Source organism: Comamonas terrigena NBRC 13299 (assembly GCF_006740045.1).
GTDB lineage: Bacteria > Pseudomonadota > Gammaproteobacteria > Burkholderiales > Burkholderiaceae_C > Comamonas > Comamonas terrigena.
This window is the reverse complement of record NZ_AP019749.1, coordinates 907779-920941: the sequence shown is the minus strand read 5'-3', so window position 1 is coordinate 920941 and position 13163 is coordinate 907779. Positions and strand designations below refer to the sequence as shown.

At 67.2% G+C, this 13163-nt stretch carries 10 protein-coding genes; 8 read left to right on the top strand and 2 right to left on the bottom strand.

Going from position 1 to position 13163, the window contains the following annotated elements:
* The first annotated feature begins 27 nt into the window (after window positions 1–27).
* The 8 genes from fdhD (at window position 28) to CT3_RS04160 (ending at window position 9434) form a co-directional block, all read left to right on the top strand.
* On the top strand, window positions 28–948 hold the full coding sequence (fdhD, locus tag CT3_RS04195; protein ID WP_098066327.1) for a formate dehydrogenase accessory sulfurtransferase FdhD: 921 nt from the start codon (window positions 28–30) through the stop codon (window positions 946–948).
* A gap of 65 nt (window positions 949–1013) precedes the next feature.
* Window positions 1014–1376: a hypothetical protein gene (locus tag CT3_RS04190; RefSeq protein WP_066540883.1), complete on the top strand. Its 363-nt coding sequence runs from the start codon at window positions 1014–1016 to the stop codon at window positions 1374–1376.
* A gap of 112 nt (window positions 1377–1488) precedes the next feature.
* The gene (gene miaB / locus CT3_RS04185; RefSeq protein ID WP_066540725.1) at window positions 1489–2820 is read left to right on the top strand and encodes a tRNA (N6-isopentenyl adenosine(37)-C2)-methylthiotransferase MiaB; all 1332 of its coding nucleotides are present in this window, start codon (window positions 1489–1491) and stop codon (window positions 2818–2820) included.
* A gap of 349 nt (window positions 2821–3169) precedes the next feature.
* On the top strand, window positions 3170–4174 hold the full coding sequence (locus CT3_RS04180) for a BMP family protein (protein WP_066540723.1): 1005 nt from the start codon (window positions 3170–3172) through the stop codon (window positions 4172–4174).
* Window positions 4175–4379: 205 nt separating this feature from the next.
* Window positions 4380–5957 (top strand): ABC transporter ATP-binding protein, encoded by a 1578-nt coding sequence (locus CT3_RS04175; RefSeq protein WP_066540881.1) that lies wholly within the window; start codon window positions 4380–4382, stop codon window positions 5955–5957.
* A gap of 22 nt (window positions 5958–5979) precedes the next feature.
* A complete protein-coding gene (locus CT3_RS04170; protein WP_066540721.1) occupies window positions 5980–7041 on the top strand; it encodes an ABC transporter permease in 1062 nt (353 codons plus the stop codon).
* A gap of 109 nt (window positions 7042–7150) precedes the next feature.
* Window positions 7151–8074, top strand: a complete 924-nt coding sequence (locus tag CT3_RS04165; RefSeq protein ID WP_066540719.1) for an ABC transporter permease — start codon at window positions 7151–7153, stop codon at window positions 8072–8074.
* An 82-nt stretch (window positions 8075–8156) separates the two neighbouring features.
* Window positions 8157–9434, top strand: a complete 1278-nt coding sequence (locus CT3_RS04160; RefSeq protein WP_066540716.1) for an amidohydrolase family protein — start codon at window positions 8157–8159, stop codon at window positions 9432–9434.
* A 64-nt stretch (window positions 9435–9498) separates the two neighbouring features.
* Here CT3_RS04160 and CT3_RS04155 read toward each other — a convergent pair whose 3' ends face one another.
* A complete protein-coding gene (locus CT3_RS04155) occupies window positions 9499–10101 on the bottom strand; it encodes a C40 family peptidase (protein WP_083520589.1) in 603 nt (200 codons plus the stop codon).
* 192 nt (window positions 10102–10293) lie between these two features.
* On the bottom strand, window positions 10294–13134 hold the full coding sequence (ppc, locus tag CT3_RS04150; protein WP_066540712.1) for a phosphoenolpyruvate carboxylase: 2841 nt from the start codon (window positions 13132–13134) through the stop codon (window positions 10294–10296).
* Between the last annotated feature and the right edge of the window lie 29 nt (window positions 13135–13163).

The following is a 13163-nucleotide window of genomic DNA, read 5'->3' as shown; positions in this document are numbered from 1 at the left end:
TGCAGGGCTGAATCGATAATGGCAGCCATGACCGACACTGCCGCCGGCACCTGCCCCCTGGTTCCACCAGACGGTGCCCCCCTCGTCCTCCCTGCCATCCGCCACGTCCCCGTGGAGCGCCACCATCTGCAGGACGGCCTGCGCGCGCAAGAGCGCGTGCTGGCCAGCGAGGTGCCGATTGCCCTGGTGTTCAACGGTATCTCGCACGCAGTGATGATGGCCACGCCCCTGGACCTGGAAGACTTTGCCCTGGGTTTTGCCCTGAGCGAAGGCATTCTGGACAGCACCGCCGATTGCTATGGCATCGACGTCACACCGGTGGCCGCCTCCGCCGCAGGCCTGCCCCCCGGCATGGACGGGGTGGAAGTGCAACTGGACATCTCCTCCCGCTGCTTTGCCCGCCTCAAAGACCACCGCCGCAGCATGACCGGGCGCACCGGCTGCGGGGTCTGCGGCGTGGAAAGCTTTGCCGCCCTGGACCTGGACTTTGCCCCGCTGCCGGCACACGACTGGCTGGCCCGGGTGGATCTGCCCACGGTATGCCGAGCCATCGACGCGCTGTCGGCCAAGCAGGTGCTCAACACCCAGGCCGGCGCCATCCACGCGGCCGGATGGGCCACGCCGGACGGGCAGTTGCACGATGTGCTGGAGGATGTGGGCCGCCACAACGCACTCGACAAGCTGCTGGGCCGGCTGGCCCGCAGCGGCCACCTGGGCGAACCGGGTTTCGTGGTGCTGTCCAGCCGGGGCAGCCACGAACTGGTGCGCAAATGCGCCAAGCTGGGAGTCGCCGCACTGGCCACCATCTCGGCCCCCACCGCCATGGGCGTGCGCATGGCCGAGCTGACCGGATTGCGCTTCTGGGGGCTGTGCCGCCCGCCCCAGGCCGTGCTGTATGCCGCAGGCGCCGGCCTGCCACCGCTGGCAGTGGCCTCCCCGGCGACTTGACCCGGCAGCGCACTGTGAAAGCGGCGGCTTCGTACAATGGCGGCTTCAGCCCCTGGATGTACACCATGACCCGCTGTTCCACTGCTTTTTCTGCTGCCGCCCTGGCCTGTGCCCTGCTGGGCGGCATGGCCGTGCCTGCGGCCCATGCACGCACCTACCCCGACGCTGCGCGCAGCTTCCCCGATACCGCCCAGCGCGGCGAACTGCTGATCTCGGCCATGCCCGAGGTCGCGCTCAACGGCAAGAAGATCCGCACCACGCCGGACTTTCGCCTGTTCAATGCCAGGAACCAGCTGGTCCTTGCCCACACGCTGCAAGGCCAGAAGTTCGCTGTGAACTATGTGATCGAGCCCAGCACCCAGTGGCTGTCCCAGGCCTGGATCCTGACCCCGGAAGAAGTCCAGGCCAAGCTGCCCAGCCAGCGCTGAGCCCCACCCGCTTCTTTTTTCTTTCTGACTGCCGCCTGCGCCCTGCAATGGTGCCGGTGGATGGTTTTCTTCAAGGCGCACAGGCCATGACCTCTGCGGCCGCCCCACTGCCATGACCACGAAAAAAGTCTTTATCAAAACCTTTGGCTGCCAGATGAACGAGTACGACTCGGACAAGATGGCGGACGTGCTGGGTGCTGCCCAGGGCTATGAATCCACGGACGACCCGGAGCAGGCCGACCTGATCCTGTTCAACACCTGCTCGGTGCGGGAAAAGGCACAGGAAAAGGTGTTCTCCGACCTGGGCCGCTTCAAGCACCTGAAGGAAAAAGGCGTGCTGATTGGTGTGGGCGGTTGTGTGGCCAGCCAGGAAGGCGAAGAAATCATCAAGCGCGCCCCCTATGTGGACGTGGTGTTCGGCCCCCAGACCCTGCACCGCCTGCCCGATCTGCTGAACGCGCGCGCCGCCAAGGCCAAGCCCCAGGTGGACATTTCCTTCCCCGAAATCGAGAAGTTCGACCACCTGCCGCCTGCCCGCGTGGAAGGTGCCTCGGCCTTCGTGTCGATCATGGAAGGCTGCTCCAAATACTGCAGCTACTGCGTCGTGCCCTACACGCGCGGTGAAGAAGTCAGCCGCCCGTTCGAAGACGTGCTGGTGGAAGTCGCCGGTCTGGCCGACCAGGGCGTGAAGGAAGTCACGCTGCTGGGCCAGAACGTGAACGCCTACCTGGGCAAGATGGGCGACACCACCGAAATTGCCGACTTTGCGCTGCTGCTGGAGTATGTGGCCGAGATCCCCGGCATCGAACGCATCCGCTTCACCACCAGCCACCCGAACGAATTCACGCCCCGCCTGATCGAGGCCTACGCCAAGCTGCCCCAGTTGGTCAGCCACCTGCACCTGCCCGTCCAGCACGGCAGCGACAAGATCCTGATGGCCATGAAGCGCGGCTACACGGCCATGGAGTACAAGAGCACCATCCGCAAGCTGCGCGCCATCCGTCCGGATCTGGCGATGAGCAGCGACTTCATCGTCGGCTTCCCCGGCGAGACCGAAGACGACTTCCAGAAGATGATGAAGCTGATCCACGACGTCCGTTTTGACAACAGCTTCAGCTTCATCTTCAGCCCCCGCCCCGGCACGCCGGCCGCCAACCTGCACGACGACACCCCCCACGAGGTGAAGCTGCGCCGTCTGCAGGAGCTGCAGGCCGTGATCAACCAGAACATCAAGGAGATCAGCGACGAGCGCGTGGGCACGGTGCAGCGCCTGCTGGTCGAAGGGCTGAGCAAGCGCGACGGTAGCGAACTGATGGGCCGCACGGAATGCAACCGCGTGGTCAACTTCCCCGGCAACGAACGCCTGATTGGCCAGATGGTGGATGTGCGCGTCACCGAAGCCAAGACTTACACCCTGCGCGGCGAAGTGCTGGTGCGCAGCTGACCGCCCGGCCGGTGCCGGGCCCCAGCGCCATTGGTCCGGCCCGGCACAGCCCCCACCCGCCTACTGCGGCTGTGCCATCGCCCCTGGCGCGCACCGCCATCCCGAGTGCAGCACGTGACCATCGCAGGCCAGCCCTGCACACCCCGCCAATCGCGCTACCATATGACCCCGCCGCGTGGATGCACACCCCCGCGGCTTTTTCTTGCCCGCTGCACGGCCAGGGATTCCACGGACTCCCTGACTGCCCTGTTCCGACACAAGATAGCCGCCCGTTGGGTGCGGAACTTGCTAGACATCAGGACTGCTCCGGTGTGGGGCAGACCTGCTATACACACAAGGAGTCTTTCCTATGAACACACGGCGCAACCTCATCAAGGGCGGCCTGGCCGCGCTGCCCCTGGTACTGGCCGGCATGCTGCCTGCTTCTGCCATGGCGCAGGCCAAGATCAAGGTGGCTGCGGTCTACACCGTCCCCTATGAGCAGCAATGGGTCAGCCGCATCCACCAGGCGCTCAAGGCCGCCGAATCCCGTGGCGAGATCGAATACAAGTCCAGCGAGAACGTGGCCAACGCCGACTACGAGCGCGTGATGCGCGAGTACGCCACCGGCGGCGCACAGCTGATGTTCGGTGAAGTGTTCGGCGTGGAAGCCGCCGCCCGCAAGGTGGCCAAGGACTTCCCCAAGACCGCCTTCGTGATGGGCTCCTCGGGCAAGCCTGTGGCCCCCAACTTCAGCGTGTTCGACAACTACATCCAGGAACCGGCCTACCTGAGCGGCATGATCGCCGGCGGCATGACCAAGTCCAACAAGATCGGTCTGGTCGGCGGCTTCCCCATCCCCGAAGTGAACCGCCTGATGCACGCCTTCATGGAAGGCGCCAAGGAAGTGAACCCAAAGGTGGAATTCACGGTCTCCTTCATCAACAGCTGGTTTGACCCACCCAAGGCCAAGGAAGCCACCTTCGCCATGATCGACAAGGGCGCCGACGTGCTGTACGCCGAGCGCTTTGGCGTGAGCGATGCGGCCAAGGAAAAAGGCAAGCTGGCCATCGGCAACGTGATCAACACCCAGGCCCAGTACCCCGACACCGTGGTGGCCTCGGCCCTGTGGCACATGGAGCCCAGCGTGGATCGCGCCATCCAGGCCGTGAAGGCCGGCACGTACAAGGCCGAAGACTACGGCCCGTATTCGATGATGAAGCACAAGGGTTCGTCGCTGGCACCGCTGGGCACGTTCGAGAAGAAGGTGCCGGCGGACCTGGCGGCCAAGGTCAAGGCCCGCGAGGCCGACATCCTGGCCGGCAAGTTCACCGTCAAGGTGAACGACAGCCAGCCCAAGACCACGGCCAAGTAAGCCCCGGCCCGCGCAAGCCTGCGCACCGCCCCTGCAGCGAGCCGGTACCACCGGCTCGCTGCACGTCGGCGCTGCTGTTTTGATGGCTCCGGGCGCGAGTCCGGGACTTCGGCCCTGTACAAGCCTGCCCCGGGCCTGTACCTTGATGCCACCCCGCGCGTCCTCCCCCACCGCGCCCCCTGCACAGGCAATGGCACCCGCACACATGCTCACTGAGACCGCATCCACACCACCGGGCTCCGCGCCCCCCACCGTCCTGCAGTTGCAGGGCATCACCAAACGCTTTGGCACGCTGGTGGCCAACGACGCCATCTCGCTCACCTTGCAGCGGGGCGAAATCGTCGCGCTGCTGGGCGAGAACGGCGCTGGCAAATCCACGCTGATGTCGATTCTGTTCGGCCACTATGTGGCCGATGCCGGCCACATCGAGGTGTTCGGCCAGCCCCTGCCGCCGGGCCAGCCGCGCGCCGCGCTGGCCGCAGGCATCGGCATGGTGCACCAGCACTTTGCGCTGGCCGACAACCTTTCCGTGCTCGACAACATCATGGCTGGCGGCACGTCGCTGGCCCGGCTGAGCCTGGACACCGCCGGAGCCCGCCGCAGGCTGCTGGACGTGGCGCAGCAATTCGGCCTGCAGGTGGACCCGGACGCCCGCGTGGGCACCTTGTCCGTGGGCGAGCGCCAGCGCGTCGAGATTCTGAAAGCGCTGTACCGCGGCGCCCGCATCCTGATCCTGGACGAACCCACGGCCGTGCTCACTCCCGCCGAGAGCGAGGCCCTGTTCGACACCCTGGGCCAGATGGTGGCGCAAGGCCTGTCCATCATCTTCATCAGCCACAAGCTCGGCGAGGTGCTGCGCGTCTCGCACCGCGTGGCCGTGCTGCGCCATGGCAAGCTGGTGGCCGAATCGGCCACCGCCGGCTGCACCCAGGCCCAGCTGGCTGAATGGATGGTCGGCCACGCCATCACGCTGCCCGAACGCCGCCCGGCCCAGCATGTGGGCGACAGCGTCTGCAGCCTGCACCAGCTGGATTCCGCACCGGCCAAAGGCAAGGACAGCCGCGACCGGCTGAAGAACGTGTCGCTGGAGCTGAAGGCCGGTGAAATCGTCGCCATCGCTGGGGTGTCCGGCAACGGCCAGGTCGCACTGGCCGATGTGCTGTGCGGCGTGCGCGCCGTCACCGGCGGACAGCTGACCTACCTGGGCCAGCCCCTGCCCAGGTCGCCCGTCACCCTGGTGGCCCAGGGCGTGGCCCGCATCCCCGAAGACCGCCACGGCACCGGCGTGGTGGGCGATCTGCCGGTGTGGGAAAACGCCGTGTCCGAGCGCCTGCGCACCAGCTGGTTCTCGCGCCTGGGCTGGGTCCGGCGCAAAGCCGCACAGGACTACGCCCAGCATGTCAGCACCACGTTTGACGTGCGCGGCGGCGGCCTGCATGCGCCCGCCCGTGCGCTGTCCGGCGGCAATATGCAAAAGCTGATTCTGGGCCGCGCCCTGCTGCCCCCCGGCGTGGACGGCCAGCCCGGCGCAGCCCCCCGCCTGATCGTGGCCCACCAGCCCACCTGGGGGCTGGATATCGGTGCCGTGCACTTTGTGCAGCAGCAGCTGATGGCCGCCCGCGATGCCGGCGCGGCCGTGCTGCTGATCTCGGACGACCTGGACGAAGTCCTGGCCCTGGGCGACCGCATTGCCGTGATGCACGAAGGCACGCTCACCGAAGCCCGGCCCCACGCCGACTGGAGCCGCGCATCCATTGGCCTGGCCATGGCCGGTGCCCATTGAACCCGGGCGAAAGCACATTCCCATGCGATTAGAAAAACGACCTTCCCCTTCCAAAACCGCCATGGTGGCCGCCCCGCTGTGTGCCGTGGTATTCACCCTGCTCATCAGCGGTTTGCTGGTGCTGTGGGCCAAGGCCCCCGTGGGGGCCACCTATGTCGAACTGTTCAAAGGCGCCTTCGGCTCGCTGTTTGCATTGAGCGAAACCATGACCCGTGCCGTGCCCCTGATCCTGACCGGTCTGGCGGCGGCCGTGGCCTTTCGCGCACGCCTGTTCAACATCGGCGCCGAAGGCCAGCTGTACGCCGGCGCCGTGGCGGCTGTTGCCGTGGGCGGCATGCATGGCGGCACCGGCTTGGAGCTGCCCATCTATGTGCTGTTCCCGCTGATGCTGGTGGCCGCCGCCCTGGCCGGCGCCGCCATGCTGCTGGGCCCGGCGCTGATGAAGACCCGCCTGGGCGTGGACGAGGTGGTGACCACGCTGCTGCTGAACTTTGTGATGCTGCTGCTGGTGGCCTACCTGCTGGACGGCCCGATGAAAGACCCAATGGCACTGGGCTGGCCACAGAGCGTGGCCCTGCAGTCGGACCTGGAACTCTCGCGCCTGATCGAGCAGACCCGTCTGCACACCGGCCTGCTGATGGCCCTGGTGCTGGCCGTGCTCACCTGGCTGCTGCTGCAGCGCACGACGGCGGGCTTTGACATCCGTGCCGCCGGCGCCAACGCCAAGGCCGCCAGTTTTGCCGGTGTCCCGGTCACCCGCACCGTGGTGCTGGTGGCCCTGCTGTCCGGCGGGCTGGCCGGGCTGGCCGGCGCCATCGAAGTGGCCGGACGCACCAGCTACCTGACGCTGGACATGTCGCCCGGCTACGGCTACGCCGGCATCGTGATCGCCATGCTGGCGGGCCTGCACCCGCTGGGTGTGGTGGCGGCCGCCATTTTTGTGGCCGGCATGCAGGTGGGTGCCGACAGCATGAGCCGCGTGGTGGGCGTGCCCAATGCGATTGCCGATGTGATCGTGGCCGCATCGCTGCTCTCTGTGCTGGTGGCCAGTCTGCTGACGCAGTACCGCTTGCGCTGGAAGTGAGGAGCCGGCCCATGCATGACTTCATCTTGACGGCCCCTGCGGCCCCCCAGGCGCTCTGCCAGCACGCAGGCAGCGCCGTTTCCGATCATTTCACCGGGGAGTGCGCAGCATGACCGAATTTCTGGACATCCTGTCGAACTCCGCCTTCTGGGTGGCCGTGCTGCGCACCGCCACGCCGCTGCTGCTGGGCACCCTGGGCGTTTTGCTGTGCGAACGCGCCGGCGTGCTGAACCTGGGCATCGAAGGCATCATGGTGGCCGGCGCCTTCACCGGCTGGCTCACCGTGTATGCCGGCCATGGGCTGTGGACCGGGGTGCTGGTGGCAGCGCTGACCGGCGCCCTGTGCGGTCTGCTGCATGCCTGGCTGACCGTGGGCCTGGCGCTTTCGCAGCACGTGTCGGGCCTGGGCATCACCATGCTGGCCACGGCGCTGTCGTACTACGGCTACCGCGTGAGCTTTCCCAAGGTGAACACCCCGCCCACCATCGAGCCCTTCCAGGCCATGGACTGGCTGCCGATTCCCATCCTGGGCGAGCAGACGGTGCTGACCCTGCTGGCCCTGCTGCTGGTGCCGGTGCTGGCCTGGTGGCTGTTCCGCACCCCCTCGGGCCTGGCCGTACGCATGGTGGGAGAGAACCCGCTGGCGGCCGAGGGCCAGGGCATCCCGGTGATCGCCGTGCGCACTGCGGCCATCGTGGCCGGCTCGGCGCTGATGGCCGTGGCCGGGGCGTTCCTGACGCTGTCGGCCTTCAACGCCTTCTTCTTCAACATGATCAACGGCCGGGGCTGGATCTGCATTGCGCTGGTGGTGTTTGCGTCGTGGAAACCGGGCAAGGCCTTGCTGGGTGCGCTGCTGTTCGCCTTCTTCGATGCGCTGCAGCTGCGCCTGCAGCAGTCGGGCGAAGGCCTGCTGCCCTACCAGTTCTATCTGATGCTGCCGTATCTGCTGTCCATCCTGGCCCTGGTGCTGGTGGCGCGCAAGGCGGCCTATCCCCAGGCGCTGATGAAGCCATACCGCAAGGGCGAACGCTGAGGCTCCGTCCCCCCTGTCCACGGCCGCTGCGGCACGTGCCGAGTGCACGAGCGGCCACCTTCACCGACCAAGAGAAACACCCATGCTGGACTTACTGATCACCCATGCCACGCTGGCCGACGGCCGCACCCATATGTCCGTGGCCGTGCAGGACGGCAAAATCACCGAAGTGACCGAGGGCCTGCAGGCCCCTGCGCACGAAACAGTGGATGCACAAGGCCTGCTGCTGTCCACCCCTTTTGTGGACCCGCACTTTCACATGGACGCCACGCTGAGCTACGGCATGCCGCGCGTCAACGAAAGCGGCACGCTGCTGGAAGGCATTGCGCTGTGGGGCGAGCTCAAGCCTCAGCTGACGCACGACGCCCTGGTGGAGCGCGCACTGGCCTATTGCGACTGGGCGGTGGCACGCGGCCTGCTGGCTATCCGCAGCCATGTGGACACCAGCGACCCCAGCCTGCTGCCGGTGGAAGCCATGCTGGACGTCAAGAAGCGCGTGGCACCCTACATCGACCTGCAGCTGGTCGCCTTCCCCCAGGACGGTGTGCTGCGCACCCCGGGCGGCATGGACAACCTCAAGCGCGCGCTGGCCATGGGGGTCGACGTGGTCGGCGGCATCCCCCACTTCGAGCGCACCATGGCCGATGGTGCCGAAAGCGTGAAGCAGCTGTGCGAACTGGCGGCGGAGCTGGGCAAGCGCGTGGACATGCACTGCGACGAGTCCGATGACCCGCTGTCGCGCCATGTCGAGACCCTGGCCTACCACACGCAGCGCCTGGGTCTGCACGGCCGCGTCACCGGCTCGCACCTGACCTCCATGCACAGCATGGACAACTACTACGTCAGCAAACTGATTCCGTTGATGGCCGAAGCCCAGCTGGGCGTGGTCAGCAACCCGCTGATCAACATCACCATCCAGGGCCGCCACGACACCTACCCCAAGCGCCGCGGCATGACCCGCGTGCCCGAGTTGATGGCCGCCGGCCTCACCGTCGCTTTCGGCCATGACTGCGTGATGGACCCCTGGTACAGCCTGGGCAGCGGCGATGCGCTGGACGTGGCCCATATGGGCCTGCATGTGGCGCAGATGACCAGCCGCCAAGGCATGCAGCAGTGCTTCGATGCCATCACCCGCAACCCTGCCCAGCTGCTGGGTTTGGAAGGCTACGGCCTGCAGGCCGGCTGCAACGCCGACTTCGTGCTGCTGCACGCCAAGGACCCGGTCGAAGCCCTGCGCCTGAAGAGTGCCCGCCTGGGCGTGTGGCGCCGCGGCCAGCGCATTGCCAGCACGCCGGCACCGGTGGCCACGCTGAACCTGCCCGGCCGCCCGGCACAGACCACTCTGCTGCACCAGGGCTGAGCGCGGTCAGCGATCAGCGGCCCACGGCCTGCCTTCGCAGGCCGTTTTGGGTGGGGTGTCGTCTTCAGGCGAAGATGCTGCGTGCTTCGGTGAAGCGCTTGGCAAAGTAGACGTTGTCCATGCGCACCCGCTGCACGGTGCCGCCGCTGGACGGGGCATGCACAAACTGGCCGTTGCCCACATAAATGCCCATGTGCGAATACGCGCCGCCCAGGGTGTTGAAGAACACGAAGTCGCCGCGCTGCAGATCGCGGTTGACCGGGCTGCTGGCCTGGGCCCACTGGGCCGTGGTGCGCGGCAGGCGGCTGGCATGGATGCCCGCGACGGCCCACTGGATCAGCCCGCTGCAATCAAACCCGCCTTCCGGGTTGTTGCCGCCATAGGTATAGGGGGTGTTGACCACCAGCATGGTCCGCGCCAGCAAGGCTTCCCGCAGATCGCTGCTCAGCGCCAGCGGGTTCACCGCGGGCACCCCGCCGCCGCGCGCCTTGGGCACGGCGGCCGCCGAGCTGCTGCGCTTGCCGCTGCTGGCGCAGCCGGCCAGGACGGCGGCCGTCGCCGCTGCGCCCAGCAACAGCAGGCGGCGGGCAGGCCATTGAGGAGCAGGCGGCGATGCGGCACGGTCAGAACCGCACGCCGTGGACAACGGGATGGGAGCTTGGTGCATGGGCCGCATTATGGCGCTGCCCGCTATCAGCACGGGAGCATGGCCCGCAAGCCCGCTGGGCTTTAGCCCATGGCGGTTTCAGCGTGCCGGCCCTGACGCACACCGGCGCCTGCCACCCCAGGCCATCGCCCGCGCGCAGCATGGCGCCAGCTCCCGGCACACAGCGCCGCAGCGGGCGCCGCAAAGGCCCTGTCAGCCCGTGTTGCGCAGCGCTGCCGCAATGCCGTTGATGGAGATATGGATACCCATCTTCACCCGCTCATCGCCCGCCCCATCGCGCCAGCGGCGTACCAGTTCCACCTGCAGGTGGTGCAAGGGGTCGATGTAGGGGAAGCGGTGGCGTATGGAGCGTGCCAGCGCGCTGTTGTGTGCCAGGCGGTCCTTCTCGCCGGTCAGCATTTCCAGCGCTTCGGCCGTGCGGTGCCATTCGGCCTGAATGGACGCAAAAATGCGTTTGCGCAGCTTGGCGTCGGGCACCAGATCGCTGTAGCGCGATGCCAGCGCCAGATCGCTCTTGGCCAGCACCATGTCCATGTTCGACAGCAGCGTGCGGAAGAACGGCCACTGCTTGCACATGCGGCGCAGCAGGGCCTGCTGCTTGGCGGGGTCCTGCCCCTTGGCATGGACAAACTCGTGCACCGCCGTGCCGAAGCCGTACCAGCCCGGCAAGGTGAGACGGCACTGGCCCCAGCTGAAGCCCCAGGGAATGGCGCGCAGGTCTTCGATCTTCTGCGAAGGCTTGCGCGAGGCCGGGCGCGAACCGATGTTCAGCTCGGCAATCTCGCGGATCGGTGTCGCGCTGAAGAAGTAATCGGTGAAGCCCGGGGTCTCGTACACCAGCTTGCGGTAGGCCGCCATGCTGGACTGCGACAGCGCTTCGGCCGCCACCAGAAAAGGCTTGCCCGCCAGCTTGGTGGGCTGCAGCAGCGTGGCTTCCAGTGTGGCGGCCACCAGGGTTTCCAGATTGCGGCGGCCGATCTCCGGGTTGGAATATTTGGAGGCAATCACCTCGCCCTGCTCGGTCAGGCGGATCTGGCCGCGCACCGTGCCCGGCGGCTGCGCCAGGATGGCCTGGTAGCTGGGGCCGCCGCCCCGGCCCACGGTGCCGCCCCGGCCGTGGAACATGCGCAGGCGAATGCCGTACTGCGCCGCCAGCGGATCGAACACCTGCACCAGTGCCGATTCGGCCTGGTACAGCTCCCAGTTGCTGGTGAAGATGCCGCCGTCCTTGTTGCTGTCGCTGTAGCCCAGCATGATGTCCTGCTCGGCGCCGGAGCGCTTCCACAGCGCGGCAATGCCGGGCAGGTCGTAATAGGCCTGCATGATGGACGCCGCCTGGCGCAGATCGCCAATGGTCTCGAACAGCGGCACCACCACCATGTCGGCCACGGCTTCGCTGCTGTCCAGCGTTCCGCGCATCAGCCCCACTTCCTTCATCAGCAGCAACACTTCCAGCAGATCGCTGACCGATTCGGTGTGGCTGATGATGCAGTGGCGCAGTGCTTCGGCGCCGTAGTCGGCACGGGCCTGGCGGGCGGTGGCAAAGATTGCCAGTTCGGCCTGGCTGTGTGCGGAGTACGCCGCCCCCACCACGCGCAGCGGGCGCGCATCGCTGAGCATGCGCAGCAGCAGCTGTTGGCGGCCGGCTTCGTCCAGCGCACTGTAGTCGGCCTCGATCATGGCGACCGCCAGCAGTTCGGCCACCACCAGTTCATGCTGGTCCGAGCTTTGGCGCAGGTCGACCGTGGCCAGGTGGAAACCAAACACTTCCACCGCACGGATCAACGGCGACAGGCGCTGTGCTGCCAGTGCCCCGCCATGGTTGCGCTGCAGCGAATCCTCGATGGTGCGCAGATCCCCCAGCAGCTCCTGCGGCGTGTCATAGGGGTTTTGCGGCGCCACCGCGTGGCGGGCGGCTTCCCCGCCCGACAGCTTGCGCAGCGTGGCCGCCAGGCGGGCGTACATGCCGGTCAGCGCGCGGCGATAGGGTTCGTCCTCGCGGTGGGCATTGCGGTCCGGCGACGCATCGGCCAGTTGCTGCATGGCGGGCGAAACGTCGGCCAGGCGCGCGGCCATCGACAGCTCGGTGCCCAGAAAGTGCACCTCGGTCAGGTAGTGGCGCAGCGCCACCTCGGACTGGCGGCGCAGTGCCAGCGCCAGGGTCTCGGCCGTCACATTCGGATTGCCATCGCGGTCGCCACCGATCCACTGGCCCATGCGCAGAAAGCTGTGGATGCGCTTGCCATCGAGCTGCAGCTCCATTTCACGGTAGATACGTGGAATCTCGCGCAGAAACGTGGCCTCGTAGTAGCGCAGCGAATTCTCAATCTCGTCGGCCACCGTCAGCTTGGCATGGCGCAGCAGGCGCGTCTGCCACAGCTGCACCACGCGGGCCTTGAGCTGCTCCTCGTTCTGCGCCAGCTCCCTGGGGCTGAGCGCATCCTTGCTGCTGGCATACAGCTGGGCCCGGGCTCGGATCAGGTCGCGCTCGGCCAGCAGCCGGGCAATGTCCTGCTCGGCCGCCAGAATGCTCTGGCGCTGCACTTCGGTGGGGTGGGCGGTCAGCACCGGGGCCACATAGGCGGCGGCCAGCGCCTGCACCACGGCATCGGTGTCGATCCCTTCCCAGCGGATGCGCGACAGGGCCACCTCCACACTGCCTTCCTGGCTGTGGCCCGCGCGCTCGTGCACCTCGCGGCGGCGAATGTGGTGGCGGTCTTCGGCCAGGTTGGCCAGGTGCGAGAAATAGGTGAAGGCGCGGATCACGCTGACCGTCTGGTCGCCCGTGAGCCCCTTGAGCAGCTTCTTCAGCGCCTTGTTGGCCGCCTGGTCCGCGTCGCGGCGGAATGCCACGGACAGCTGACGCACCTGCTCCACCAGCTCATAGGCGGGGGCACCTTCCTGCTCGCGGATCACATCGCCCAGCAGGCGGCCCAGCAGCCGGATATCGTCAATCAGCGGCTGGTCCTTGTCGGTACGGCGGACGGGCGCGGTGGTGGGGGACTCGGAACGTCGGCGGGCTGCTGCATTCATGCAAAAGGCTCCAGGTGGCGGATGGTGTC